This window comes from Kordiimonas sp. SCSIO 12610 (assembly GCF_024398015.1).
In the GTDB taxonomy this organism is placed as follows: domain Bacteria; phylum Pseudomonadota; class Alphaproteobacteria; order Sphingomonadales; family Kordiimonadaceae; genus CANLMI01.
The window spans coordinates 1,122,224-1,147,736 of sequence record NZ_CP073747.1 but is presented as its reverse complement, the minus strand read 5'-3'; the positions used below and the strand labels follow the sequence as shown (position 1 = coordinate 1,147,736).

At 46.6% G+C, this 25,513-nt stretch carries 24 protein-coding genes; 11 read left to right on the top strand and 13 right to left on the bottom strand.

What is annotated here, in order from left to right; all coding sequences use genetic code 11:
• Positions 1-48: 48 nt before the first annotated feature.
• Positions 49-1,104: a hypothetical protein gene (locus KFF44_RS05230; RefSeq protein ID WP_255937902.1), complete on the top strand. Its 1,056-nt coding sequence runs from the start codon at positions 49-51 to the stop codon at positions 1,102-1,104.
• A 122-nt stretch (positions 1,105-1,226) separates the two neighbouring features.
• On the opposite strand, the gene KFF44_RS05225 is transcribed toward KFF44_RS05230, so the two are convergent.
• Positions 1,227-1,883 (bottom strand): TetR/AcrR family transcriptional regulator, encoded by a 657-nt coding sequence (locus KFF44_RS05225; RefSeq protein WP_255937900.1) that lies wholly within the window; start codon positions 1,881-1,883, stop codon positions 1,227-1,229.
• Positions 1,884-1,976: 93 nt separating this feature from the next.
• Between KFF44_RS05225 and KFF44_RS05220 the strand changes: the two genes are divergently transcribed.
• On the top strand, positions 1,977-3,149 hold the full coding sequence (locus tag KFF44_RS05220; protein WP_255937897.1) for a phytanoyl-CoA dioxygenase family protein: 1,173 nt from the start codon (positions 1,977-1,979) through the stop codon (positions 3,147-3,149).
• 80 nt (positions 3,150-3,229) lie between these two features.
• Here the strand turns inward: KFF44_RS05220 and KFF44_RS05215 are convergent, their stop codons facing one another.
• On the bottom strand, positions 3,230-3,436 hold the full coding sequence (locus KFF44_RS05215) for a hypothetical protein (RefSeq protein ID WP_255937895.1): 207 nt from the start codon (positions 3,434-3,436) through the stop codon (positions 3,230-3,232).
• Positions 3,437-3,680: 244 nt separating this feature from the next.
• Between KFF44_RS05215 and KFF44_RS05210 the strand changes: the two genes are divergently transcribed.
• The 6 genes from KFF44_RS05210 to KFF44_RS05185 all read left to right on the top strand — a co-directional run bounded on the left by KFF44_RS05210 (position 3,681) and on the right by KFF44_RS05185 (position 11,112).
• On the top strand, positions 3,681-4,823 hold the full coding sequence (locus KFF44_RS05210; RefSeq protein ID WP_255937893.1) for an alpha/beta hydrolase-fold protein: 1,143 nt from the start codon (positions 3,681-3,683) through the stop codon (positions 4,821-4,823).
• A 710-nt stretch (positions 4,824-5,533) separates the two neighbouring features.
• Positions 5,534-6,529: a hypothetical protein gene (locus tag KFF44_RS05205; protein WP_255937890.1), complete on the top strand. Its 996-nt coding sequence runs from the start codon at positions 5,534-5,536 to the stop codon at positions 6,527-6,529.
• A 117-nt stretch (positions 6,530-6,646) separates the two neighbouring features.
• Positions 6,647-7,090: a hypothetical protein gene (locus tag KFF44_RS05200; RefSeq protein WP_255937887.1), complete on the top strand. Its 444-nt coding sequence runs from the start codon at positions 6,647-6,649 to the stop codon at positions 7,088-7,090.
• 95 nt (positions 7,091-7,185) lie between these two features.
• On the top strand, positions 7,186-9,261 hold the full coding sequence (locus KFF44_RS05195; protein WP_255937884.1) for a TonB-dependent receptor domain-containing protein: 2,076 nt from the start codon (positions 7,186-7,188) through the stop codon (positions 9,259-9,261).
• Positions 9,261-10,712 carry a PepSY domain-containing protein gene (locus KFF44_RS05190; protein WP_255937882.1) on the top strand — a complete coding sequence of 484 codons (1,452 nt, stop codon included), beginning with the start codon at positions 9,261-9,263 and terminating at the stop codon, positions 10,710-10,712. The genes KFF44_RS05195 and KFF44_RS05190 overlap by 1 nt, the downstream gene beginning before the upstream one ends.
• Positions 10,713-10,890: 178 nt before the next feature.
• Complete coding sequence (locus KFF44_RS05185) at positions 10,891-11,112, top strand: hexameric tyrosine-coordinated heme protein (RefSeq protein WP_255937880.1); 222 nt, start codon at positions 10,891-10,893, stop codon at positions 11,110-11,112.
• Between the two features lie 88 nt (positions 11,113-11,200).
• On the opposite strand, the gene KFF44_RS05180 is transcribed toward KFF44_RS05185, so the two are convergent.
• A complete protein-coding gene (locus KFF44_RS05180) occupies positions 11,201-12,637 on the bottom strand; it encodes an amidohydrolase family protein (RefSeq protein WP_255937878.1) in 1,437 nt (478 codons plus the stop codon).
• A gap of 293 nt (positions 12,638-12,930) precedes the next feature.
• Here KFF44_RS05180 and KFF44_RS05175 point away from each other — a divergent pair, with 293 nt between their 5' ends.
• A complete protein-coding gene (locus KFF44_RS05175; RefSeq protein WP_255937867.1) occupies positions 12,931-14,163 on the top strand; it encodes a hypothetical protein in 1,233 nt (410 codons plus the stop codon).
• 33 nt (positions 14,164-14,196) lie between these two features.
• On the opposite strand, the gene KFF44_RS05170 is transcribed toward KFF44_RS05175, so the two are convergent.
• The 9 genes from KFF44_RS05170 to KFF44_RS05130 form a co-directional block, all read right to left on the bottom strand.
• Positions 14,197-14,892: a hypothetical protein gene (locus KFF44_RS05170; protein ID WP_255937866.1), complete on the bottom strand. Its 696-nt coding sequence runs from the start codon at positions 14,890-14,892 to the stop codon at positions 14,197-14,199.
• Between the two features lie 38 nt (positions 14,893-14,930).
• Positions 14,931-16,604, bottom strand: a complete 1,674-nt coding sequence (locus KFF44_RS05165; RefSeq protein WP_255937865.1) for a P-loop ATPase, Sll1717 family — start codon at positions 16,602-16,604, stop codon at positions 14,931-14,933.
• 93 nt (positions 16,605-16,697) lie between these two features.
• Positions 16,698-17,099, bottom strand: a complete 402-nt coding sequence (locus KFF44_RS05160; protein ID WP_255937864.1) for a group III truncated hemoglobin — start codon at positions 17,097-17,099, stop codon at positions 16,698-16,700.
• A gap of 53 nt (positions 17,100-17,152) precedes the next feature.
• On the bottom strand, positions 17,153-17,548 hold the full coding sequence (locus KFF44_RS05155) for a hypothetical protein (protein WP_255937863.1): 396 nt from the start codon (positions 17,546-17,548) through the stop codon (positions 17,153-17,155).
• 268 nt (positions 17,549-17,816) lie between these two features.
• The gene (locus KFF44_RS05150) at positions 17,817-18,809 is read right to left on the bottom strand and encodes a pyridoxamine 5'-phosphate oxidase family protein (RefSeq protein ID WP_255937862.1); all 993 of its coding nucleotides are present in this window, start codon (positions 18,807-18,809) and stop codon (positions 17,817-17,819) included.
• 83 nt (positions 18,810-18,892) lie between these two features.
• Positions 18,893-19,531 (bottom strand): glutathione S-transferase family protein, encoded by a 639-nt coding sequence (locus KFF44_RS05145; protein WP_255937861.1) that lies wholly within the window; start codon positions 19,529-19,531, stop codon positions 18,893-18,895.
• 148 nt (positions 19,532-19,679) lie between these two features.
• Entirely contained in the window at positions 19,680-20,603 is a 924-nt protein-coding gene (locus tag KFF44_RS05140; RefSeq protein ID WP_255937860.1) for a LysR family transcriptional regulator, read from the bottom strand.
• 10 nt (positions 20,604-20,613) lie between these two features.
• A complete protein-coding gene (locus KFF44_RS05135; RefSeq protein ID WP_255937859.1) occupies positions 20,614-21,273 on the bottom strand; it encodes a YrhB family protein in 660 nt (219 codons plus the stop codon).
• A 19-nt stretch (positions 21,274-21,292) separates the two neighbouring features.
• Positions 21,293-21,937 (bottom strand): hypothetical protein, encoded by a 645-nt coding sequence (locus KFF44_RS05130; RefSeq protein WP_255937858.1) that lies wholly within the window; start codon positions 21,935-21,937, stop codon positions 21,293-21,295.
• 283 nt (positions 21,938-22,220) lie between these two features.
• Between KFF44_RS05130 and galU the strand changes: the two genes are divergently transcribed.
• Complete coding sequence (gene galU / locus KFF44_RS05125) at positions 22,221-23,102, top strand: UTP--glucose-1-phosphate uridylyltransferase GalU (protein WP_255937857.1); 882 nt, start codon at positions 22,221-22,223, stop codon at positions 23,100-23,102.
• A 116-nt stretch (positions 23,103-23,218) separates the two neighbouring features.
• Here the strand turns inward: galU and KFF44_RS05120 are convergent, their stop codons facing one another.
• The gene (locus KFF44_RS05120; protein ID WP_255937855.1) at positions 23,219-24,655 is read right to left on the bottom strand and encodes a mannose-1-phosphate guanylyltransferase/mannose-6-phosphate isomerase; all 1,437 of its coding nucleotides are present in this window, start codon (positions 24,653-24,655) and stop codon (positions 23,219-23,221) included.
• A 254-nt stretch (positions 24,656-24,909) separates the two neighbouring features.
• Between KFF44_RS05120 and KFF44_RS05115 the strand changes: the two genes are divergently transcribed.
• The gene (locus KFF44_RS05115) at positions 24,910-25,470 is read left to right on the top strand and encodes a helix-turn-helix domain-containing protein (RefSeq protein ID WP_255937853.1); all 561 of its coding nucleotides are present in this window, start codon (positions 24,910-24,912) and stop codon (positions 25,468-25,470) included.
• Positions 25,471-25,513 lie beyond the last annotated feature (43 nt).

Genomic DNA, 25,513 nt, shown 5'->3' with positions numbered 1-25,513 from the left:
TGTAATTTCCGGCCAAACCGCTACACTCACTGAAAATGGGAGGGGTTTATGAAAAAGATTTTATTCATCATCGGTGGCCTTGCACTGATGGTTATTATCTACATGGGCATTAACGTTACCCGCGCGTCTGGTGCCTTCATCAACCCCACGCCAACCGATAACCAACTATGCCAAGCGGTTGACGTGTTCCCCGGCACAGAGGACGTGACGATTGACCAGAACACAGGCATGGTCTTTGTCTCTGCCGCCAACCGCCGCGTACCAAATGGTGGAACACCGGATCAGGGCGGGATTTATGCGTTCCCCATTGATGACCCATCAAGCGTTCGCAAGGTATCCATCGATGGCCCCGCTGATTTTCAACCCCACGGCATCAGCCTGTGGCGCGGTGACCGCGGCGACGGCACCATCATCACTCGCCTGTTTGTGATCAACCATGCCACAACGGGCGAAAACCATATTGAATTGTTTGATGTGGCCGCGGATGGCAGCCTATCCTATTTTGAAAGCATCCAGTTTCAGGACTTAACGTCGCCCAACGATATACTCGCGGTTGGACCAAGCTCGTTTTACGCGACCATCGACCGCAAGTATAAGAACGGCCTGATGGCATCGCTTGAGGCTTACCTCGCGCTACCGCTCGCGAGCACCGTATATTTCGATGGGTTTGAGGGCTTCACCGCCGTTGAAGGGTTAAAATACGCTAACGGTATCAACATGTCTGCGGACGGCAATATCGTCTATATCGCGGAGGTGCTGCGGCGCGAGATTGGCGTTTATGCACGAACCCCTGCAAGCGGCGCCCTGAAATACATTAAATCCATCCCTGTGGATACCGGCCCTGATAATATCGAGGTCGGCGGTGACGGAAGCCTGTATGTGGCGGGCCACCCCTATGTTTTTGAGTTCCTGAAACATGCGGAGGACGCGGCGCATATTTCCCCCTCTCAGGTTCTAAAAATTAACCCGGCAACCGATCAGGTGGATACGATTTTTATGGATGATCAGGGGCTGATCAACGCCGCCAGCGTCGGCGCCCCCTACGGTGACAAGCTCATTATCGGCGCGGTGTTCGACGGACATGTTCTGGTGTGCGCGAAGTGATTTAAACTCTCTATACTGGTTTCGCTCTTTAATAGGCAGGTGTTGATTGGACCGGGTAGAAACGCCTTGAGCAACATACTTGGAAAACTTCAAATTTTTGAAGCTTTACACTCTCATCTTGGTTATACCAACAAGGAAATTCTTTTGAGAAGACTATATCTAAAAGCCTCTTCAGCGTCAGCGGCAAGGCAGAGAAATATACCTGTTAACGCCTGCCTTCGGAAGGTTTTCAGATCAAAATAACCATTTGTCCAGTCCTGACGCGCGAGGCGGTAACACCCATATATCTGTCGGCCCATTTGTTCAGCTGATACACGTCCGATCAAACGCCCTGATTTTTGCGCCGCAAGGCAAGCAGCAATAGGAGCCTCGACCGATCGGGCAAAAATGCCGGTATCAGAGTTCTGTTCAAACAAGCCGCTTCGATCTCCAGCGATGAATGCTGCGCGGTAATAATCCTCATCAGCGGCGAATAAATCCGCGAGCTGATTGATCTGATTTTCAAAAACCCATTCGGTATCAAGTTGGCTTACACTGTCTTGCACCATCTGAAGTTGCTCAACCAAATCTTCAATAATCAAAGTCAGTATTTCTGGCTTACCGCCAATCAGATTATAGATTGTTGGCACAGTCACACCAGCGCGAGCCGCCAAATCTCGCAACTTGAGTGCTTCAAATCCTTCAATAGCTATTAGCTTGCGCGCCTCAAGAAGGATGATATCGCGCCTCTTTGCTTTATTGATTGACCGGGTTGATCCAGCTAGTCCCTGTATATTCATCACTTATCTATAGCGTACCTCGTACCTTGACACAAGATTTAAACGATGTTAAAAATTTAACAATGTTAAAATATTAAAAGTGAACCCAAGGCCATGAATTCGAAGTACCTGGAGTCGATAGAAACCTGCGCGGCGCATTACGGCGAAGATGCCCCGGATGTAAGAAATTACATGCTTGAAGGCGAAAAGCGTGCTTACGAACTGGACAACCGGGGGCCCATTCGGTTCGATGACAATGGATCGCTTCACCGGAACATTCTTGAAGCCTATTCAAAATACGGTTTCTATATATTCGAGGGTGTCATTGGCGCCGCAGAGATGAGCGATATACATGAAGATATTGCAGACCTGCGTTCGCGTTTTCCAATACACTCAGGTTCCAAGGTTGACGAACATGGCAGGCCCGCAATCGGTTCGGATTGCCTAGGGCCTGGATTGCTCTGGAGTAAGCCACTCAGTGATCCGCTTGGTGGGACTGAAATCGCAAATGGACGCCATCAGGTAAAACTGAAAGACCTCGATGCCGGAGCGGACGCACCAAGTGAAGCCCCGTTCATCCTAATGGGATCTCTTCAATTCTCAGAGGCTGCACTTCGTGTATATGGTCACCCGGCACTATTAAAAGCCGCTGCTTCAATCAACGGTGAAGATTTTGCACCGTTTAACGAGGTATTGTTCATCAAGGATGCAGGCATGGGTGCGGCAGTTTCCTGGCATCAGGACGGAGACTCCCATTGGGACAGTCCAGAATTTGATGAGGACATTCACGGTTTCAACTTCATGGCACAGGTTTACGGAAGTACGCCCGTAAATGGTGTTTGGGTCGTTCCCGGCACGCATAAACTCGGCAAAATCGATATTGAAGAAATGGTTAAAGCGTCAGGAAGTGAGCGCCTAACCAGCGCAGTTCCAATCGTTTGCAACCCCGGCGACGTTGTGATGTGTAACAGGCAGCTGGTCCATGGCTCCTTTGCGAACGCCGGTCTTGAACCCCGGCTAACCATCAATTTCGGCTTCCACAAAAGATCATCGGTCTTAGATGTTGAAGGTGCTGGCATTCATAGCCAAATTTCCGTTTATACCGACGATATCATAAAGGAGCGCTCCAAAGTTATTGGATATGCAATTTCTGCGCGCCAGAGTAAATACCCGGATGAACAACCCTATGACTATAAACCATTCACCGAAAACGATGAAACATATGTCTGGGATGCAGCCGCAAAATCAAGCTTAAAGGATTATAACCTTCTCGACCTAAGTATATAGAGAAATGATAGAAATCTAGCGGCTGATTCCATTAAGTTCCTTAGATTGCTTTGAATATGTGAACTCCTTTCTCAAACACGCTAGCACGGTGGGTTTATATGGATGATCAGGGGCTCATCAACGCCGCAAGCGTCGGTGCACCCTACGGGGACAAGCTCGTTATCGGTGCGGTGTTCGACGGGCATGTAATGGTGTGTGTTCGGTTTCATACTTAAAATATCCACCTGGCTCCAAATCAGGGAAAACGGCACATCAGGTGGGGGAAACATTTTGGTGCTATTATTCATTGTTTTATACCTCCTGCATTACCACAGTATAAATATACCGTTGTTTTAATTCGTTGCCTTATTCAAAACTGCTAGCATTTTCATTCTACACACCTCCATAAAAACTCTTTCTATCAGTCTCTGTTTTGTTCAGATCCCCTTACGGCGGATCGATCATAAATCGCAAATTACTGAAAATAGATTGCAAAGTTGGAAATGATCACATATTGATACATTATTACATATCATATTAAAGGATCCGAAAATGTTTCGAGGTATTACATGCGCCATTCTATTATCTATATTTAGCGTTTCAGTTTGCGCGCAGGATCATATTGAGCGCAGTACCTTCCAGTCTCAGATATTATCATCCAAACGAGAAATCGTTGTGGCTTTGCCACAGAACTACCGGCAAAATCTTAATGCGACATATCCGGTTTTGTACTTACTCGACGGCCATGATCAAATAGACCATGTCTATGGAACTTCGAAATTTCTAAGCCTTTACAACAACGTACCAGAAACGATTATTGTCGGAATACAGAGTGGCAACCGCCTGCAAGATCTAACACCGTCATCAAATGCAAATCCCACCTCAGGCAAAGGCGAACTGTTTTTAGATTTTATTGAGGGGGAATTGATCCCTCATATTAACAACACTTATCGTACTGCCGATTATAAAGTTTTCGCCGGGCATTCGCTTGGGGGATTATTAGTACTTCATAGCTTCCAAACGCGACCAAATTTATTTCAGGCACACCTTGCTTTTAGCCCAAGCCTTTGGTGGAATGAGCAGGAAATCATCACAAATGCGAAAGGACTACTGAAGCAAGCAGCGTCGAATAAGAGGTATCTATATATGAACCTCGGCTCTGAAACTGAGATAATGGTCAATGGATTCGAGGCTTACAGAGCGCTTTTGGAAGAGAACAGGTCCCCAAACCTAACGTATAAAGTCGAAACCCATCAAGGAGAGACCCACACAACAACACCTATTATAGGCTTTTTTAACGCCTACCGCGACTTATATAAAACATGGAAGCTTCCGAATGCTAAATATCCAGAAGGGCTTGCCTCAGTATCGGCCTATCATGCCAACCTCTCTGATCACTATGGCTATAATATTGTTCCCGCTGAGGCCATTTATAACAATCTTGGACACTATTATTTGTCCGTTGTAAAAGACCCTAAATTAGCGATTAAGGCCTTTGAGAAGAATATAGAAAACTATCCCTATTCCGCTCGCGCATTCGGTAATCTGGCCGTTGGCCTAGAACGCGATAATCAGATTGAGGAAGCAATCAAGAACTTTGAAAAAGCAATGACGCTCGTGAATACAGATAGTCCGGATTTTACAGTATTCATGACAAATAGGGACAGGCTCTCAGCACTCATTCCAAACGAGTAACTTATCAGTCTCTCTTCAGAAGATCAGGGGCTGATCAACGCCGCGATCGTCGGCGCCCCCTACGGTGACAAGCTCGTCATCGGTGCCGTGTTCGACAGGCATGTGCTGGTGTGCGGAAAGTGATTTAAACGCTCTTGAACCTGTCACTCCGGAGCGTGAGGGGTGCAATACCAAATCATACACCACACCAATATCCACGTTTCACTGGGATAAAATGTATATAATTGTCACTCCGGGACTTGATCCCGGAGTCCAGCGTTATCATCCACAGCCCAAGGATACCGCGGTCAAGCCACGGTATGACAGTTGGTTCTTGGTACCGTTATATCCATATTATATATCCGTCATGCTCAATTTCTTACCCATCGTCATGCCCGACCTGATCGGGCATCCACAATAAAGTCAAAACTGAACAAATAAATGCCCGTTTTTAAGGAGATGAAATTTTGTTTAGCATATGAATTTTCGTACAAATTCGGCAAATACCTTCGAAATAAATAAGAGTTTGATATGGCAACATAAGCGCACTCTTGATCATTTTCGATATTTAGCAGGCAATGTAGCTTCTTAGCCTAAAGTATTTCCTAAAATAGCACCCATAACCCATGACAATTATGCCTAGTACTTTAGGTGATTTTTTATGGTTGTATTATTTCAACTAATCACCATTTATATTTCGACAAATACTGCTCAATAGGGGATGCAAGTTCATGCCAAATAAATGGAAAAGAAATCTTAAAAAGATACCAACTAGTATCAACCGAAAGGTTCAACAACTAGAAGGTAACACTTTAAAAGTGGCTGCGGTGAAAAGAATAACCACAGCCGAAATTCAGGAAGGTTATTATGAACACCTCGGGGTAACCTATCAAGAAGGAGGAATTAACACCCCGGAAAACATTGAGCCAAGACCTGACGTGGGGCGTTGGTCAAAGACTAATATTGAAGGTAAAACAAGACCGTTAAAAGACTTACCAAAAGTGACTAAAACTTATGCCTTTGAGACACCAAATTTTGGAGATGCTGCAACCTATGGCACTCATACCCATTATTGGGACCGTGAAGTATATCAAGTTGAATTCATTCCTCCAAAACACCTTCACATTAGCGTGCAAGTGCTTGAAGAAAGTATAGTAAACGATCAATCTATTTACGTAGTTAAATTTGAAATAAATGAAATTCTAGACCGATCTGCTGAGGATTTTAATAAAAACCTCTTTTACAATCTAAATGTGCTACAAGAAAATATAGGCGCCTCAGACATATACCCGTCAGAAGCACCGGATGCAGAATATTTGGCGAATATTAATCTGGATTGGGAAATTTTTCCACCCGGTGAACGCGACGCAGACATTCGACGCCTTACTGCTGGAAGTGCATTCGCAGAAGATGAAGTTAGAACGATCGAAGAACGTTATGAAGTACTTATGTCCCTTGAACCAAGAAATATACTCCGCGGAAAGAGTGGATTTCAGAGATATTTTGGCGCTCAATTTGAAGATGACCTTGTCGTATTTGAGAACCTCAGATACGGAAATGCTGTTTATGTTATGTTTGAGAACTGGCAAGCTTTAAGCCAGAAATCTCGTTTGGAGTTAATGGCTTCTGATGGAGTAGGGTTTAATCGCATTCCTCATAAAAGCGGGTGGGAAAAACAACTTCGCTTTGTTGTCCAAACTCATCGTGGTGAATTCTTAGCTCGATGACCTAATTGTAATGTAGGCCATGGCCTGCTCGCAACTATGTGGGGGTTGCGGCAATTATGCTGTTGCATTCAATAGTGTTTCCCCCTATTGCTGCCGTGAACGACAGGGGTCATATGAATGCTTCAGGCATTAAGACAATCGAAAACACGCGCGGATGAGCAACGATTTGCTACCACCTCAGGGCCGCATATTGCGCGCCTTGTGCGTCTGTTTGTCTTGATGATTGCGTTCGCGCAGACCATCTTCACAAACCCTGCCGTTATGGCATCGATCGCGGGTGATAACGCGCTTTGGTGCTCGCCGTATGCCATCACATCAGAGGCCGATGCCGCCATTCGTGCCTTCATGATCGAGGTAGGGGAAATTGATGATAGCGAGCAGCTCATGAACCACTGCGGGCCCTGTCATCTCTCGGTCCTAAACACCCCTGATCTGGATGCAAACTCTGCCCTGCTGACGCGCCCTGCGATCAAGCGCCGTGAACGGGCAAACCGCGGCCTGAATACCTACACATTAGAGAACACACCGCCCCTTGGCTCCCGCGCGCCGCCGCACGCCTGACCCTTCTTTTCATTATCACTTTCAATGTGTGCAGACTGCGTTTTACCGCGCATGCACACGCCATTTTATGAATTTTTGAGTTCAGGTTTATACATATGTTTAAATTTGCAACTGCCCTTTTTGGCAGTATGGCAACGATGATTGCCACCAACCCTGCGTTTGCAATTGATGCCGATGTCGAGGCGATTGCTGACCCCTTGGGCGATGATATCGAAACCATTTTGGTAACTGATGAGCACCGCACCGCCGCCCTTCAAAACGCGCTGGAGTTTGCCCGTGCGCAAGCAGGCAATGTAACGATTGTCGCGCGCGAAGAGTTCGCAGGGCGTTACGCCGTATCCTTCCGTGATACGCTTGCCTTCACACCGGGGATTGTCTCTGCACCGCGTTACGGCGAAGAAAGCCGCCTTTCGATCCGTGGCTCTGGCCTCGCGCAAAATTTCCACCTGCGCGGAATTGAACTGTTGTTTGACGGCGTGCCGATCAACGCCGCCGACGGGTTCGGGGATTTTCAGGAAATCGACCCCAGTTTCACATCCCACATCACGGTCAATCGCGGGGCAAATGCGTTCAGAACCGGATCAACCACGCTTGGTGGCTCGATCGAGCTTACCGGCATTAATGCCGAAAGCGTTTCAAGCAGATATGCCCTTGCCTTAGAGGGCGGATCGTTCGGCACCACCCGCCTGACGGCCCATGCAGCAGAAGATTTCGGCAAACTTGATATTCTGGGCGCGATTTCATGGCAACGACAGGACGGTTTCCGCAATCACTCAGACCAGAATAATTTCCGTGCCTATACTAATATTGGCTATGAATGGAGCGACAGTGTCAAAACCCGTTTCGGCGGTATTTTGAATGTGGTTAATCAGGATATTCCGGGGGCTGTATCGCTTGATAGCGCCCTTAACACGCCTGAACTCGCGAACCCGCAGGCGGTTGCGAACGATTTTGCGCGTGACATCAATTCGGTCCGCCTGTTCACAACCACGACCGTAGATGTAACGCCCGAGGATACAATCGAGTTTGGCGGCGCCTACACGGCGCGGGAGCTTATCCACCCGATCCCGATTTTTATCGATAATGATGTGGATGACTATACCGCCTTTGTCCGCTATGAGGGCGAGCGTGATGCGAACGGCATCCCCATAAACTGGACCCTTGGTGCGCGGTACCGAAACGGGCACAATTTCAGCGTCATCTCCCTCAATTTTGGCGGTGACCGCGGCCCAGTTATCGGCGACACAACCCAGCACGCGGAAACGTTTGAGGCTTACGGTGAACTGCGCGGGGAAATTTTTGATGGATTTACTATCGTTGGTGGCCTTACCTACATCACAACCGACCGTGATCTGGAGGATAACCTTAATCCCGCGCGTAACCCTGAGGCTGATTTTGATCAGGCATCGCCAAAGATCGGTATTCTTTATGAGGTAACGCCGAATGTTCAGCTATTTGCAAACCTGTCCGCATCCTATGAACCACCAACCTTCCTTGATTTAACGCAGGGCGGCCAACCGCTTTTTGTGCCCCTTGAGGCGCAAGACGGTACAACGTTTGAAATCGGCACCCGTGGCAGCATTGAAAACTTCCAATTCGAAATTGCCTATTATAACGCACAGCTTGAGAACGAATTTATCGCCTTCACCGAAGACGCGTTGTTGCCTGCCCCGATTTTCAATGCGGCGGATGAGACAACCCATGAAGGGATTGAGGCCTCTGTCCTCGCGCGTTTTGAAGCGACAGAAGATCTGATTATCGCGCCGCGCGTATCCTATACCTATCAGGATTTTACCTTTGATAATGATCCTGTGTTTGGAAATAATCGCCTCGCGGGGGCGCCGCGCCATTCGGGCCGGATCGAACTGGCATTCGAATGGCAGGATTTCAGAATTGCGCCCAACCTTCAGTTTCAGACGGATACATTTGTTGATTTCGCCAATACGCTTGAACTGCCTGATTTTACCGTATTCGGCGTTGAAGCATCCTACCGCGTTAATGACACGATTACACTCTATCTGGACGCACGCAACCTTGAGGATCAGGGTTTTGTGACCGAGTCCGCAACAATTGCGAATGCAAGCACAGCCACCAACCTGAACATCTTTACTCCCGGCAATGGCCTTTCGGTCTTTGGCAGTGTGCGTATCGGCTTTGGAGGGAATCCATAATGGCACCAAATAAACAACACAGTCATGGGGTGGAGCGCAAATCGCGCTCCCTCTACCAACGGGTTTGGCGCTGGCATTTTTTCGCTGGATTATTGGTTATTCCCTTTGCGGTCATCCTTGCGCTTACGGGCAGTGTTTATCTTTTCAAGGCCGAGATCGAGGGTACGGTTGAAGCAGGCATTAACGAACGCGCGCAAGGCGGCACACCGCTTGACGCAGATACGCTGATGGCAACTGTTAAGGCATTATACCCCGGATCAAGCATTAGCAAAATCACCCTACAGCACGACACAAGCGATCCAACGACTGAAATGGTTCTACGCCTTAAAAACGGGGAAAGCCTGATGATCTGGCAGGACGTTGCAACAGGCAAGGTTCTGGATAGCGTCGCCCCCCGAGATCGCATCATGAGTTTGATGACCGATATTCACGGGCAATTGCTAACGGGTGATAATGGCTCCCTAATCGTTGAAATGGCGGCATCATGGATGATCGTGCTGATCATAACCGGGCTTTATTTATGGTGGCCCAAGGGCCAGAGCGTAACAGCCACCCTCTTTCCGAGCTTTAGGGGCAGCAAGCGCCAAATCTGGAAGGAAGTGCATATGAGTGTGGGCCTGTGGGCAAGCACGCTTATTTTAACCCTTCTATTATCCGGTTTGCCGTGGACAGGTGTTTGGGGTGATAGTTTCGGCAAGTTTCAGGCGATGATGGGCTGGAACGGCCCCGGACAGGAATGGTTTGTGACCCTACAGTCAGCAAAACCCGGGGAGGTGCAAGCGATAGACCAAGGGCAAATCCCCGCTGACCCACACGCGCATCACAAGCAAGCAGAGAGCACTGACAAATCAACGAAAGGCGTTGATGACGGCCTGAAACTATGGTCGACAGGCCGCGATGAAGGCGAGGTAACGCTAATTTCTCAGAAGCCAACAGATGCCTTAACACCGATCAGCCTTCAGCGCGTTTTTGATATTGTGAAGGCGGAAGAGCTAGCGGCCCCTGTGGAGCTTCGGATGCCACGCGGTGAAAACGGTGTCTGGACCGCGCGTTCGATGGTACAAAACCGCTATGATCGTCAGACCGTTCACTATAACAAATGGACCGGCGCGGAGATCATGCGTATCCGTTTTGATGATTATCACCCTGTTAAAAAACTGGTTTCATATGGTATAGCCTACCATGAAGGCGCGCTTTTTGGTTGGGCGAACAAAGCGCTTGGTGTCTTGACCGCATTGATGGTGATTATGCTTGCCGTCTCGGGCACGGTAATCTGGTGGAAACGCAGGCCAGAAGGCAAGCTAGCCGCACCCGAGCGCCCCATCGATCACCGGATAAAACCTGTGCTTTTTGGGCTGATTATCTTCTTTGCCCTATTCCTGCCGATGATGGGCATCAGCCTCGTGGTTGCTCTTATTCTCGAATGGGTTTGGGAGCGCATAAGGGGATAGAATTTAACAGGAGTGCGGGAAACCACACTCCTCATAACTCATCAAAAATACAATCAGTATGATAGCCAACCTTTATGTTTCGAAGAGTTCATGGAAGGTTCATGTGGATATAATATAGATATATTCAAAATATATATTTAATATACTATTTTAATATGGATCAAAGGGAAGAAATATCATGACTTGGCTGCCTACACTTATCACTGAAAGCCCCGAAGAGGGTTTTGAACTCGCGCTGAAGCTCTCCCGTATGGGGGTGAAGAAAACCCAACCTAATGATGAAATCAGAGGCAAATTACGCAGTGTATACGAACAGGATGCGGATGCCCTGATCGCATCATCTGCTGTCGTTGCAACCAATTTCCAAACCGTTGCAGCAGCCAATAATTATTGGAAATAATTCAACCCGAACACCAACAAACTGCTATAATAAAAGTCCCTTGAAAACAATATTCAAGGGACTTTTCATTGAGTAGACAAATATCTTTCTAATTCTCAACGCGGCCTTTCGCAGATGCAATCATGGCTTTGCTATTATAGCCGATACCGTCTTTGAACACTGTTTCGACCTTTTTGATATCGCTGATATTTTCATCCGGGCGACCATCAATAACGATCAGGTCAGCATTTTTGCCCACCTCTACAGAGCCAATAGTATCCGCGCGGTCAAGCGAGATCGCGCCATTGAGTGTTGCGACCTTAATCGCTTCGAGCGGGCTGAACCCTGCTTCCACCAGCAAAATAAGCTGTTCATGGTTCGCAAATCCCGCAACCGTGCCGCCAATGCCTGTCGTGTCAGAACCCGCAACAACCAAACCACCCTTGTCAGCAAACGCCTTTTCCCAAGCCATTTCCTTACGCACAGCCCGTTCCCAGATATCGTTATCAAGCGCACGAGCGTACCCATTCGCGTGATTACCCAGATAGTGGGCCTTAGCACCGTGACCCAGTGCCTCCACCGCATCAGGGTTCGGTGGATTTACGGTTGCTGAAATCCGCGCCAGAACCGCAAGCGTGGAAGTGATCGCCGTTTTGTTTTTAATGAGCGTATCCATCAAATCCTGTACTTCCGGGCTTTCAAGTTCCAGTTCCATAAAACGTGCCAGTGGAAAGCCGGGGCATTCGTCCTTTTTCTTGTTTTTGACGAAATCGGTGGCGAGCAGAAACCCGTGCTCCAGATTATCAATCCCCATGTTGGATGCATCACGGTACGTGATCGAACATAAATGCCCCGCAACCTTAAGGCCGCGTGCGTGCGCCGCATCGATCGATGCCTTCAGGGTATCGGCCTTAATATTCATATAGGCCTTATAAGATGTCATACCCTGATCGGCCCAATAATTGACGAAGGTGCGGGCTTCCTCCGCGGTTTCGGTTTCTGGCGCTTGCAGGAACTGGGCGGGTGCCCCCTCGAGGAACGGGGCTGTTGTATCAAAGTTTGGCCCAATCAAGCGACCATTTTGGATATATTGTTTGATCTTAACATCGGTGTAGGGCTCAAAACTGCCAGCAGTCCGCGCTGTTGTAACCCCCGCCGCCAAATAAAGGCGCGGGAAAATAATCGGCTGACTGCTTTGGATAAACTGATCAGGTTCGCTTGCGTTATAAAAAATATGCTCGTGTAATCCGACCATACCCGGCAATACTGTTTTGCCCGACAGGTCAACGGTTTTGGCCCCGCTTGGTATCTTGATATCACTGCCAAGCGCTTTGATTTTGCCGCCCTCGATCAAAAGGGTCTGGTTTTCCTTCGCAGGGCTTCCAGTGCCGTCCACAAGACGCACATTGGTTAAATAAACCGCTCGTTCATTCACGCTTACAAACTGTTGCTGGTTCGGTGCAAATTGCTTTTGCGCTACTGCACTTAGTGTTCCAGCCATAGATACACCAAGCATCATGCCTGCGATCACCGCAGTCTTGCCCATATGATTAAACCTGCCCTTTGTGAGAGTGCCCATCATCGTTCCCTTTTATAAACTGTTACTGATATTCCCTTATCGGAACTTAAAGGGTGGAGCGTGGTATGCAAAGCCGGAAGTCGCTTGAACACTGGATTGTGTACTGAGCGTACACTTAGGGGTATTCGTTCACTCGCGATCGTCGGGGGTACTCATTTTATCGCCCGATTGGCTCGTTTCATCTGTCCGGACATGATTTAGTACCCTTTTTAAAGCGTCCCGACAGGTTAAACCTCGCATTAAAGCGCCCTGCCCCGCATATGAAAACCATCAAATCAAACCCTGTTGGTGCCTTCGATGAAGCAGATGATGAAACAGGCGGCGAAAAAGATGATGAAACATCAGCAATAGAAACGAACTACAGTGAGGACATTATGAACACCAAGACCAAACGAATAAAAAGAAATGCCATTACAGGCGCGATTTTCAGCATACTTGCAGCAACGCAGATCAATGCATCGCTTGCAGATAGTGAAAATATCGAGAGCATCTGCGCACGCGAAACAGTCGAGTGCCTGTCCAGTGAAATGGGCATTATTATCGGCAAGCCTGGCCGCACCGGTAAATTTGAAGGGCATATCGAACAAGCCGCTGCAAAGTTTGAAACATATTTTGGCGGTACAGCGCCGGACGCAGCGGTTATCCTTGGAAATATTCTACCCGCAGATGATCAAGCCGTTATTCGGCAAAGCTATCCTGTCGTCCTGCCGTGGATTACGGCCCAAGACAGACGGGATTTGATTGAAGGGACTGTTCGGGCACAAGTAAAAGAACAACAGCCGGATATCAGCGATGCAGCCTTGGAAGCAATCGTTGAACGATCCGTAAAAGCAAGCCTGGAAGCCTCCGGTCAAAACACGCCCTCAGAGGGCGAAGCCCGCTCAGACGCGGTTCTTGACGGCGCGCTATCGCACGAGCTTGGTCATTTGTATTTTATTAAAACATACTGGCCGGACGACAACCTTGATGTCAGCAATGTTAACGCTGCCGACATACAGCAATATGGTGGGCCAGCCGCAGATTGGCTTGATGAAATGGCTGCTGTCCTTCTCGAGAATGATGTCCTAACCGATGGGCGTAATGATGGGCTTCGGGAAACCATCGAGGATGATTTCAAAACCATGTGGCCGCTCAAAGAATATTTCACCATGACACATCCCGTGTTTGAGCAAGCACGCCAGATCATCGAAGAACGGCAAAAAACCGCCGCTGGTCGCGCGCAGGGCGGTGTTGTCGTCCTCTCGAAAGGTGAACTTGATGGCAGAAGCGATGGGCGTGACCCCGCGATGTTTTACGCGCAGTCCCGTGGGTTTGCCGATTATATGATTGAAAAATCAGGCGACCGGCAGATTTTCGCAAAGATTGCGACGCATGTTGCAGCAGGCGGCGACATCAAGGATTGGTTATCTGAGAAGGGTCCGGCCAACAATGTCGCGACAACCGTTCCAGCACTTGAAGAAAATTTTTACGCGTGGCTAAAGGCCAATCGCTAAAGGCTCGCTGTCCCTCCAACACTTGATACTGGTTTAGTTGTTGGGGGATGAACTGTTGGTGTCCTCCGCGTCGAGGACATCAACAATTTTGGAAAGACGTTCGATATCTGCGTCGCTTAGGAACTTGTTCGCGCCCATTTCGATCAAATATTCACGGCGTTCCTTTTCATTGAGGCCAGGCGGAAAGACTAGAACCTTTTCTTTTCGTTCACCGTCAGCAAACTCCTGATTGGCGCTTGATGGCATTTCAATTGTGAACTTCGCCATCGCCGCAAATTCACCACCATCTAATTTCTGATCGGCGTTTTTATCCCCGAGTTTAATCAACTGCGCAATGGCTTCACCGTTTGGACCAGAAAGGGCAGCAACATCATCGCCGTCAACAAAACCATCATGATTTTTGTCGAAATATCCCATCGCCCGATGCGCTGTCGGGACCTGACGGCCCACAGTTTCGATAGCGCCCGCTTGGCGCTGCCCCACCATAACGACGGATATCACACCAATAATCAGCGCGAGACCCGCGAGCCCCATCAAAAACAAACGATACGGGGATAAAGCCCGAGTATCAGCAGACTGTTCAGGATGCAGAAAATCATCGATATAACCGCGAATGGCATGGCTTGCGGTTGTGCCAGCCTGCTTGCAGGCCTCCATGAAAGCGAGCTTTTCGCTATAGGAAACCCTAACCTCGATTGTTTCGCTTTTCTTTTCAGGCCGTTTGGTCACTTTATCAAATTCTAAATTAAATTTAAAAAATAGATATATTAGTTTTTCGGATTACCATCTAGAGATATTTTCTGAGAAAGTCTTTTATCTGTACCCAAAATTGCAAAAAACGCAGGATGAACATAAATTTTTGTTTTACTGTCAATTGATACGTCTTCTACCATCGGTTCATCTTGATAAGCCCACATTTCGGGCAATTCTGGTTCTGTCTTCAATCCAATAATTCCAGTTCTATAGAAGATTTTTATTAACTCACGAATAATTTTTCTGTTCGAAACTGCCAGATCACTTTCACCTTGTATTATCGCTCTTCCAATTGGATCATGATGAGCTTTCGAATGTTGCGCCATTATGTTCATAAAATCAGTGATATTGTTTTGTTGGAAACGTCCAACAGAAAAACTCATTGGCTTTCGTTTTAATAGTTCAATATATGCCTTAATACATGGATAGACTACATTCCATTCATCGTGGACAGCCTGCACACGTTTACTACTATACTGCTTCTCAGCAGCTATTAAGGTATTTCGAGTTATATTATTCTGATTATCAATTCGAGCTTTATGTATACAAGTATTTAAGAATAAAATTAATTCTCGAGGCCTCATACGAGTACGGCTTATTATATAATCCAAAGGAGATTTTTTTTCGATTTGGAAATCAGAAAAAATCTGATTTGCCTTCACTTCAGCGTTAGTATATTTTTCTTTATAAGATGCATTAATTCTTAAATTGGCTAAATTGAGTAATTGGTTTTTGCTCCATGACAATCTTAGCTCTAAAGACTCAAATTTATCTTCCTGAAATCCTGGCATTGGTGTTTCATGAAACAACTGGTGCTTAATATCCTCTCTCAAAGCAATAATAATTTTAGTATTCGGAATACGCCGTATTGTTTTTAATGCCATCAACAACGACTTCAACAATAAATTTTTTAGGTCACTCGGAGCCCAGTCTTTATCAAGGTCATCTATTAATAAATAATATGCCTTATTACTATTTGCAAAAAAATCGTTGATACAAATATCTATTATACTTTTCTGCTGTTTGACCAGTTCTTCACTTATGAATGTTTGTACAATACTTTCATAGTGTTCTTTTAATTCGGTATTCTGTCTATCAGTTACCGCTCCTGAAATACTACCAACTTGAGGTATATCTATACGTCCGGAGTTTTGTACAGCAGCCTCGAGTGACTCCGTTATCTCACGTACCCGAAGGTTGACACTCTCCCAGAAATTACTTCCCCATTTTTCCATAAATTGAATTGCTTGCTGTTCGGAAGAACCGGTTAAATATCTAGCCTTCAATCTATCGAGCAATCTCAGTATTGAATTCTTTGTAGTTAAATTAAATTTCAACCTGATTAGTTCAACTATAAAAACATGCTGCCACATAAACCGGAAAACAGGTGCTAAATTGACCCCACAATCTTCCATTTGTTTTATTATGCTTGAACGATTTATATAGGATATTGATAAATCATCAGGATGAATCTGCGCACTATTATCTGTAATAGTAATCAATTGGTTTATAATTGCTGTTTTACCGACACCTGTTGATCCAAGTATAATACACTTTGGACTATTCAAACTCTTTAATTGTTCACAATAGCCGTTATCAACAAATGATGTTTTTAATAATTCAAATTCGTCAGCAGCATCCCCAGTTCCTGCGGAAATGCTAGAATCTAGAACTATAGAACTAGCCATATTCAAATCTACTTATAGTTACTTTTATTTAATATAATATATTAATAGTAGTATAATTATCATTTGAATAATACTTAATTCTTATTTTTGTTTCTATATCCGGTAAAATATCCCGAGGCGCAGGCTATCGGCAATTCGGCCTGCTTTTTCCATAAATTGTTCGGCGATATCATCTTCAAATAGCTCAAAAACGGTTGCTTTGAATAATGCGAGCCATTCCTCGAAATGGTCCTCGCGCAGGGGCAGCGTGGCTTTATCCGAAAGTCGCTTGTGAACGACCATAGGCCTGCCATCATACGCGCCTGTTTTCAGCATCGCCGATGACCAGAAAGCGATCATTTTTTGCAGATGGGGTTCCCAGTCCCCCGCGATCTCATGCTCAAATACAGGGCCAAGGGTATCATGCGTTTGTATATGACCGTAAAAGGTGCGGACCAACGTTTCGATCATGCCTTCGCTCAGGCGACCAGTGGGTTCAATATCAATTCGGGCCATAATGTGCACCTGTTCTTGCTCACTCCAGTAAAGCATATTGCCGTTCGCCATAGCTATGCAAGCAATCTGCTACCTTTGACCGCAGGAAATTTGACGCCAATAAAATTCAAACTGAGAATTTGACAACTGAGAGACTGGAACAGTTTAATCACAAAAAAGGATATCACCGCAAAGGCTGATAGGTTAGGCTCCAACCACCATTGACAGTCATAGATGATTTTCTGCAATGCCTGTCTGGCTTGTGAGCAATAGTTATCGAACCCAATAATCCCAACCTCAAAGTAAACATTAGTTTTTCTGCTATTGTCGGTAGCGTCTGAGCAAACAAAAACCGGATAATTATCAGAAAATTCAACATCTGCGACTATCGCCTCTACTGTATCAATATTATGGTTATATTTTAAATAATGTTGGGGAATGCAGGCATTCCCATTTTCAAGTTCAATCACAGGCGCCAGTTCCACAGCCGTTTCCCCCATGGTTAATTTGGGGGTTTTTCGCCCTTTTGGGGCACAGCCATATCAGGCGCATCCGATTGCCTTGATTTCGGAAAACTCATAATCACCTAAACGTAAATATCAACTTAAAGACGCAACATAAATTTGCAGAAGCACACATTTTATGAACAGGTGTTTATTTTCGATCACATCATTTTTCACTCTCTTGGAACGCATAGTAAATCCAAATTCGTGGCATTAAAATGGCACCGCCAGACAATTATGCATCGCTATCCAGCGAATTATTTTTCGCAAAGCGCTTGAATATGGGCGAGCGTTCAATCAATGCCTCGCTGAACTGGGCGCTGTTGAACGTTTGGACAACAGATTTGCACTCAACCTCAATCATTCGCTCAACCTCTTTCCCCCTACCCTCTGGTCCTTGCTCGGTTAGTTCATCGTCCCAAATGATGCGGGCAACACCACTGATTTGAAGCAAGGCATTCTGTTCATGATCAACAAACAAAAGCCCAACCCTGCCATCGCTCATAATATTTCCAATGGTGTTATAAATACGGTTCCCCGCATAATCAGGGATACGGATTGTTGTATCGTCCACGATCTCGATAAATCCGGGCATACCGCCGCGGTGCGAAACATCAAGCCCCGTTGCAGGATCATCGCTTAGGTCCGCAGTGCGCGATGCGATAAAGAAAGTATCCGCTTGCTCAATCGTTTGCTTCGCACTATCGCTCAAGGTATCCGTTTTATGTGATCTAATATCTGCGGCGCTGCCCCGCGTGATCTCAAGCGTACGCTTCTGAATATACTGCGGGCAATTGCCAAAGCTTTGCTCGACTTTGATCGCAAGCATCTGATCTGATTTGCCGGCAACCCGGCCGTTCATGCGGTTTCGGCGTCTTGTCGTTGTCTCCAACCCCAAAAAACCAACCTTGCTGCCGGTGAGCAAACCATCCGTTAAAGGGTCCCCATCAAAAAGGGCAGCATTGATCACTAGGTTGGTTGTGTCTGGCGCCTCAACAAACCCGGGTGTTCCAGCCATTATTGTGGCCCACACGTCACCCGCTTCGTCAAGCCCGCCAAGGATGACAAAAGGAAGCTTCTCAAACAGTTCCCGGTGCTGGTCGGGCATGAAATCCCGGATCATTCTGGGCGCATATTTGGCAACCTGCTCCTTTACGCCCAGTTTCTCCTGAACCATCAGCTCTCCTTCATGAAACGGAGAGTGGCCTGATTGATTATCGTCTGACATGCTCATCATATCCACCTTTGCTTTATAGTTTTGGCATTCAACAAATGGTACGCGTTCTGATTAATACGTTGCTGGTTAATGCTTTACGCTGCGGGACTTTTCTGCATTCCAACAAAACCCGGCAGGGCTTCAATTCGCTCCAGCCACGTGTTAATTTCACCATACGGCGACAGGTTAGCACCGCCCTCTGGGCTATGTGCGATATAGGAATAAGCGGCCACATCTGCGATTGTAGGTTCGTCACCTGTCAGAAAATTTCTGCCCTTCAGGAACGGATCCATAATCTTGAAAAGGTCATCCGCAACTTTTAATGCCCGTGTATGATCAAAATCAGCATTGAACAGTTTCACAAGCCGAACCGCGCATGGGCCATTAAAGATCGGCCCTGCCGCGACGGATAACCATTTTTGAACATCGGCGGCTTTTTCCGGCGCTTCAGGCAACCATGTCCGCGCTGGATCATACTTTGCCGCAAGGTAAACAAGAATGGCATTTGAATCCCAAACTTTGACGCCGTTATCATCAAGAACTGGAACTTGACCAAAAGGATGATCAGCCAGAAATTCCGGTGTCTTCTGCTCACCGCCCGCGAGGTCGACCGTGATCAGTTCATGGGGCAGGTCAAGAAGCGATAACATCAACTGCGCCCGATGGGCATGCCCAGATAGCGGAAACCAATAAAGCTTGATTGGGTTAGCATTTGTATAGGATGGGTTTGTCATGATGTTTCTCTCATAGCGTGGTTTTCGTCATTTATTGCGCCTGACACTTTCAAACGCTTTTGAACACACGACAAACATAGGTCATTATTGATTTTGATATAATAATGTATTTTATAGAAATATTATCCCATTATATGGAATAATAATTTCACTCGTTTAAGCCGCAATCGGTTGCAACACGCCCTAAGCGCGCCTTGAGTAACGGGGTAGCAAAATCAATGAAGGTTCGAAGCTTCACAGGAACCAGCCTGCCTTGCGGATAAATAAAATGAACTGGTATCAGGGGCTTGAGAAACTCATTCAACACTAAACTAAGCCTGCCCGCCTTAATCTGATCAGCAGCCTGATAGGATAAAACCTGCGTCAGGCCCATATGATGAACCGCACTATCAACCGCAGCTTCCGTTGATGTTACCTGCAAGCGGCTGTTGATCGGATAATATTGATCGCGTCCATCAATCGCAAACCGCCACCCCAGAAGGCTGGTGTTATTGACAATCGAAATACATTGATGGTGCGCCAAATCCTCTGGCGCATGCGGCGTTCCATTTTCGCGGAGATAATCCGGGCTTGCGCAGATGATCCGTCTAACGGTTCCCATTTGTTTTGCAATCATCGAACTATCTGCAAGCTGACCGATCCGAATACCAAGGTCGATATGTTGATCCAACAGGTCAACCACATGATCCGCAAAACTAAGCTTAATTTTCACATCAGGATACGCATTTAAAAACTCATGGACTATCGGCAAAATATGAAGCCTGCCGAAAAATACAGGTGCCGTTATGGATAATGTACCGGTTGGTTTTGTATATTCGTCGGATGCGGCCTGCTCGGCCTCCGTGAGGTCATCCAAAATCCGGCGGCACGCAGCAAGGAAACGTTCCCCGCTTTCCGTGAGCGATAACTTCCGCGTTGTTCGGGTCAGAAGCTGCGCCCCTAAATGGGCTTCAAGTTCTGCAACTTTCCGGCTGACGGTTGAAAGCGGCAGGTTTAATTGACGTGCTGCCGCTGAGAAACCACCCAACTCGGCAACAACCACAAACACCCGCATCGCACTTAACTGATCCATTATTCAATCACTAATACTTTGGGAAGCTATCAAAATTATTTTGGTCCCTGGACCGCCATACAATATTTCCGGATTTCAAACCAAATTCTTTAATAATCTGAGGTTCTGCAAAGCCTTCGTCGATTAATCTATCTACATAAACAACTGCTCCATGTTGTTCAATATGGTCAAAACTACTGATTACGACAGGGCCAATGCTGTCAAGCTCAACGAATGACGAAGAAAACCAGCCCATTCCTTCTTCTTTGCCTCTATGTAGCGGTCGATTAAATGTGCTAGCAAACGTTTTCACCGACATATCCACTTGAAGAATTGCCTCAGCACCTCCATTCGGCCACCCTGGAAATACGTTTTTTCTATGTTCTTCTATATAGTATTCAATTGGATAAGCTTTTCCCGTAATGCAAAGGTATCCTTGGCGATCAACTATATAAGGCATATTATCTGCTACTATTACTTCCGTTCCATGTTTTCGTGTGTAAGTATCAAGATTTAAGCCTGATCGAGCGAACCTCTTAGAACCATAGAAAACCACCCAGCCAAACGAAAAATCCATTGTTTTCTCTGGCAAAACAACTTGCTCAGCGGCATCAATCTCAGAAAATTTTGGATATTGATGGTCCAGTTCTTCTTGAACTAAAGCGATAGCCTCTTCCTTAGTGATTTCCATATCTCGTCTTTACGCCTTATCACTCATAACAGCGATATTCGCCTGTGACCTTGGTCATCTTTAGGGCGAGGGCCATTGCGAAAAATATGGGGGCCAGTGTAATCAAAAGGCGTTGCACGCGCGACGCACGGGAAATTTCAACGCTATCGATATAGGCTGATTTTGAGCGCCCATAATGCAGAATATGATTTTCAATAATCTGCTTTTCCGCCATCGAAAGCATAATGCTTTCGCCCTTGATCCCTTCCAGAATGTTCAGGCGAATGTCGGGGGCCACATCATCCTCATCGCTTACAATCAGCGCGAGGTCATTGGATTTCAGCGTCAACCAATCACACAGCGGTTTGTAGGCCTCTACGCCCGATTGTTCATCGCAGGCGAAAATACGGTACACATTGAACCAGTTTTCAATATTGCGCTGGTCACGCTCCAATGCCTCCAGATAGGTTTCGGCGTTCAGTTCCGCCTTGTATCGCCGTGCCTCATCCACCAGCCCAAGTGTGGATAGAACAGCCAGCGCCACCCAAACATATTCCGCCAGTTTCCATTGCTTGGCGGTTAAGGGCCGCCAAACCACAAAAACCATATGCAAAACAACAAGTAGAATGACAAAAATTATACTGACCCATAAGGGGTCCGAGGCAGTATCCAGCAAAACATCCATAATTAATGCATCCAGCTTTTGATAATCATTCGGGGTTAATCCCTGTATCTTATGCTATTCTATATTCCAGCCTATGCGGCTGCTGTCAAATCTGCTGGTCTTTCCCAATTTTTGCCTTGTTTGTGGTACAAGTCATCGGAAATTAAGTTTTTTATAATAAAACCATCATATGAAGATTATAGATAACAACCTAATCGGGATTAAAATTCTATCCCGAATACGGCATTAAGCCAGAAATTATAATAAGTCGATTTTATAAGAAGAATAGTAAAAGGTCATTTTTATGGTTGCCATTCAACATAAACCTCTTCCGCTGAAGAAAATTGTTCTTCCTGTCGCGGGGCTTGGTACGCGCTTCCTTCCTGCTACGAAGGCAATCCCGAAAGAAATGTTACCCGTTCTTGATCGCCCGCTAATACAATATGCGGTCGAGGAAGCAATCGAAGCCGGCATAGAGGATGTCATTCTGGTGACCGGCCGCAACAAGCAAGTAATGGAAGATCATTTTGACCATGCTTACGAGCTTGAAAGCATCCTTCGGGAACGCGGCAAAGAAGGCGCATTAGAGCAAGCACGCAGCATGCTTCGCGAGGAAGGCCGGATTTCATATGTTCGTCAAATGCGCCCGCGCGGCCTAGGCCACGCCGTATGGTGCGCGCGCAACATGACGTGCGGCGAACCCTTTGCGGTTGCGCTTCCCGATGATTTGATCAAAGGGAAACCCGGATGCCTGAAGCAGATGGTAGAAGCCTATAACGAGCTTGGTGGTAATATCGTTGCAACCATGAATGTGGAACGCGAAGACACATCGAAATACGGTGTGATCACGCCGGGCGCTGCAAACGGTAAAGCGATCGAAGTAAAGGGCCTTGTTGAAAAACCAAACCCGGAAGACGCCCCTTCGACGCAGGCGGTTGTCGGGCGCTATATCCTTCAACCCGAAGTGATGGAATTATTGGCAGCCCGCGAAATTGGTGCAGGCGGTGAAATTCAGTTAACGGACGCGATGGATAAAATGATCGGCAAGCAACCGTTCCATGCCCTTGAGTTTGAAGGCCAACGCTTTGACTGTGGTTCAAAAATAGGCTGGTTGATGGCAAACATCACGATGGCAAAGGATGACCCAACGCTTGCGAAACATCTGGATCGCTGCATTCTGGATTAATACCAGATCATCCCTATCTAAAATCACAAGGGCCTGATGTACATGCAATCAGGCCCTTTATTTATGGAATGGCCAGCATTTAAGGAAATGAATAGCGAATAAATAGCGCAGGAAATCTATTTCTCGCCTTCTCGGTTAAAATCATCCTCAAAGCGAACGATATCATCTTCGCCCAAATAAGCACCTGATTGCACCTCGATAAGCCTAAGGGGAATAATCCCCGGGTTCTCTAACCTGTGCTTACACCCAAGCGGCAAGTATACGCTTTCATCGGCCTGCATCATCAGGGTTTCATCATCGCGGGTTACCTTGGCGGTTCCTTCCACAATCACCCAGTGCTCTGCACGGTGATGATGCATTTGTAGCGAAAGCCGCCTGCCGGGATAAACAACGATTTCCTTAACCTGATAATTGGTCCCTATTGCAATGCTGCGATAAGTACCCCAGGGCCTGTAAACGGTTGAATGCAGGTCCGCTTCGCTGCGCCCTTCCAGCTTGATCGCATCCACGAGCTTTTTCACATCCTGATCACGGTCCTTGGGCGCAATCATCACACAGTCTTCGTTCGAAATAACGATCAGGTCGTCAACGCCCAAGGTTGCGACCAAACGACCATCCGAATGGATATAGCTGTTTGAGGTTTCAAGCGCGATCACATCGCCCTTAACCGCATTGCCGTTTTCATCGCCGCCAACGGCGTCTGCTAGGGCTGAAAAACTACCAAGGTCGGACCAGCCAAACTCGCTGGGTACAACGGCCGCGCGGGTTGTTTTTTCCATAATCGCATAATCGATCGAATCTGCCGGAACAGCGCCGAAGGCATCCCGGTCCATCCTAAGGAAATTCAGATCAGCATGCGCGCTATCTAACGCCTGCTTCGCTGCATTCAACATCGCTGGCGCGTGGGCTTCCATTTCGCTTAGGATCACATCGGCGCGGAACATAAACATACCGCTGTTCCATGAAAATCCACCCGATTTTAGATACCCTTCTGCGGTTACAGCATCAGGTTTTTCCTTGAAGGCCTGTATCTGAAAACCGCCATCAACCACGCTTAAGGGGGCACCTTCAGCGATATATCCATAGCCTGTTTCTGCCCGTGTCGGTTTCATCCCAAAGCAGGTCAGATAGCCATCCCCCGCAGCCATTGCCGCACGCTTAATGGCTTTATGGAACCCGGGTGTATCAAGGATGACATGGTCACTTGGCAGGAACAAAAGCAAAGTTTCAGGATCAGTTTTAGCGGCGTGGAGTGCCGCCACCGCAACCGCGGGCGCCGTGTTTCTGCCAACAGGTTCCAGAATAACAGCGTCCAGGCCAGCGTCGATTTGCGCAGCCTGATCATTCACGATAAATCGGTGATGCTCGTTTGCAATCACCAACGGCGCTTCAAAACCATAATCAGCGGATACCCGCTCCAGCGTTTGGGCAAATAGGCTTTTACCGCCAACCAAATCAAGAAACTGTTTTGGATATTTTGCCCGCGATAAGGGCCAAAGTCTGGAACCAGAACCACCGGATAAAACAACGGGTTTGATTTTTAAATTTGCCATGTAAGGTCCAGTTCCGAAAGTTTTAACACCTTAGGTGATCGATATAGAGATATGACCTCAATGGATATCATATATAAGATGAATATCCACTGAAGTTTTCACTTCCCCACAAACAGACATGCATTTGCTTTCCTCACTATGCAATGAAGGTGATTATAAAGTTCTCAGTAAAGAAGAAAAATATTGGTGACGTGTTTTTGGCGGGTTACTGTCGTGGTATTGCAAAGCACAAATTCCTATCTGAGGGAGGCAGAATGAATCAAAAAAGGAATGAAAAAGCAATGACGTATGTTTACCAACTTCGTCGTGAAAAAGGATGGTCGCAGGAACGCCTTGCTCAAATATCTGATGTAAGTGTCCGAACCATACAGCGGATTGAAGCCGGGCAATCGGCAGGGATGGAAACATTGAACTGCCTAGCTGCTGTGTTCGAAGTTGATGTTAAGACACTTATGCCTACAAATTCCTTTAATGATGACATTCATCCAAAAACCAAAACAGAAAAGGATAGTGCCATGCATACTATAGAAGACGTCAAAAACATTGAAAACAAACATAGGGTTATCCAAAAATCCGAAGAGTATATGAACCACATAAAAGCATTTAAACTAAATGCCTTCTGTGCCTTATTGATCCTGCCTGCATTATGGTTTGTAAACGAATGGCTATCGCCGCAATTTTACTGGATCACCATAGTGGCTGTATTCTGGGGAATAGCGATGATTATACACGCGATCACGATTAAAACCCTGTACGGCGCTTTTAATCTTAAATGGCACAAAGCCGAAATAGAGGATCATCTCTCAGCTAATTAAGCACAAGCTTACTTTACAAGCTATATAGATTTGATAGTTGGAG

Bases quoted from the DNA above. Each gene is read 5' to 3' on its own strand.
- KFF44_RS05230 (WP_255937902.1), top strand. From the start codon at position 49: ATGAAAAAGATTTTATTCATCATCGGTGGCCTTGCACTGATGGTTATT.
- KFF44_RS05225 (WP_255937900.1), bottom strand. From the start codon at position 1,883: ATGAATATACAGGGACTAGCTGGATCAACCCGGTCAATCAATAAAGCA.
- KFF44_RS05220 (WP_255937897.1), top strand. From the start codon at position 1,977: ATGAATTCGAAGTACCTGGAGTCGATAGAAACCTGCGCGGCGCATTAC.
- KFF44_RS05215 (WP_255937895.1), bottom strand. From the start codon at position 3,436: ATGAATAATAGCACCAAAATGTTTCCCCCACCTGATGTGCCGTTTTCC.
- KFF44_RS05210 (WP_255937893.1), top strand. From the start codon at position 3,681: ATGTTTCGAGGTATTACATGCGCCATTCTATTATCTATATTTAGCGTT.
- KFF44_RS05205 (WP_255937890.1), top strand. From the start codon at position 5,534: ATGCCAAATAAATGGAAAAGAAATCTTAAAAAGATACCAACTAGTATC.
- KFF44_RS05200 (WP_255937887.1), top strand. From the start codon at position 6,647: ATGCTTCAGGCATTAAGACAATCGAAAACACGCGCGGATGAGCAACGA.
- KFF44_RS05195 (WP_255937884.1), top strand. From the start codon at position 7,186: ATGTTTAAATTTGCAACTGCCCTTTTTGGCAGTATGGCAACGATGATT.
- KFF44_RS05190 (WP_255937882.1), top strand. From the start codon at position 9,261: ATGGCACCAAATAAACAACACAGTCATGGGGTGGAGCGCAAATCGCGC.
- KFF44_RS05185 (WP_255937880.1), top strand. From the start codon at position 10,891: ATGACTTGGCTGCCTACACTTATCACTGAAAGCCCCGAAGAGGGTTTT.
- KFF44_RS05180 (WP_255937878.1), bottom strand. From the start codon at position 12,637: ATGGGCAAGACTGCGGTGATCGCAGGCATGATGCTTGGTGTATCTATG.
- KFF44_RS05175 (WP_255937867.1), top strand. From the start codon at position 12,931: ATGAAAACCATCAAATCAAACCCTGTTGGTGCCTTCGATGAAGCAGAT.
- KFF44_RS05165 (WP_255937865.1), bottom strand. From the start codon at position 16,604: ATGGCTAGTTCTATAGTTCTAGATTCTAGCATTTCCGCAGGAACTGGG.
- KFF44_RS05160 (WP_255937864.1), bottom strand. From the start codon at position 17,099: ATGGCCCGAATTGATATTGAACCCACTGGTCGCCTGAGCGAAGGCATG.
- KFF44_RS05150 (WP_255937862.1), bottom strand. From the start codon at position 18,809: ATGTCAGACGATAATCAATCAGGCCACTCTCCGTTTCATGAAGGAGAG.
- KFF44_RS05145 (WP_255937861.1), bottom strand. From the start codon at position 19,531: ATGACAAACCCATCCTATACAAATGCTAACCCAATCAAGCTTTATTGG.
- KFF44_RS05140 (WP_255937860.1), bottom strand. From the start codon at position 20,603: ATGGATCAGTTAAGTGCGATGCGGGTGTTTGTGGTTGTTGCCGAGTTG.
- KFF44_RS05135 (WP_255937859.1), bottom strand. From the start codon at position 21,273: ATGGAAATCACTAAGGAAGAGGCTATCGCTTTAGTTCAAGAAGAACTG.
- KFF44_RS05130 (WP_255937858.1), bottom strand. From the start codon at position 21,937: ATGGATGTTTTGCTGGATACTGCCTCGGACCCCTTATGGGTCAGTATA.
- galU (WP_255937857.1), top strand. From the start codon at position 22,221: ATGGTTGCCATTCAACATAAACCTCTTCCGCTGAAGAAAATTGTTCTT.
- KFF44_RS05120 (WP_255937855.1), bottom strand. From the start codon at position 24,655: ATGGCAAATTTAAAAATCAAACCCGTTGTTTTATCCGGTGGTTCTGGT.
- KFF44_RS05115 (WP_255937853.1), top strand. From the start codon at position 24,910: ATGAATCAAAAAAGGAATGAAAAAGCAATGACGTATGTTTACCAACTT.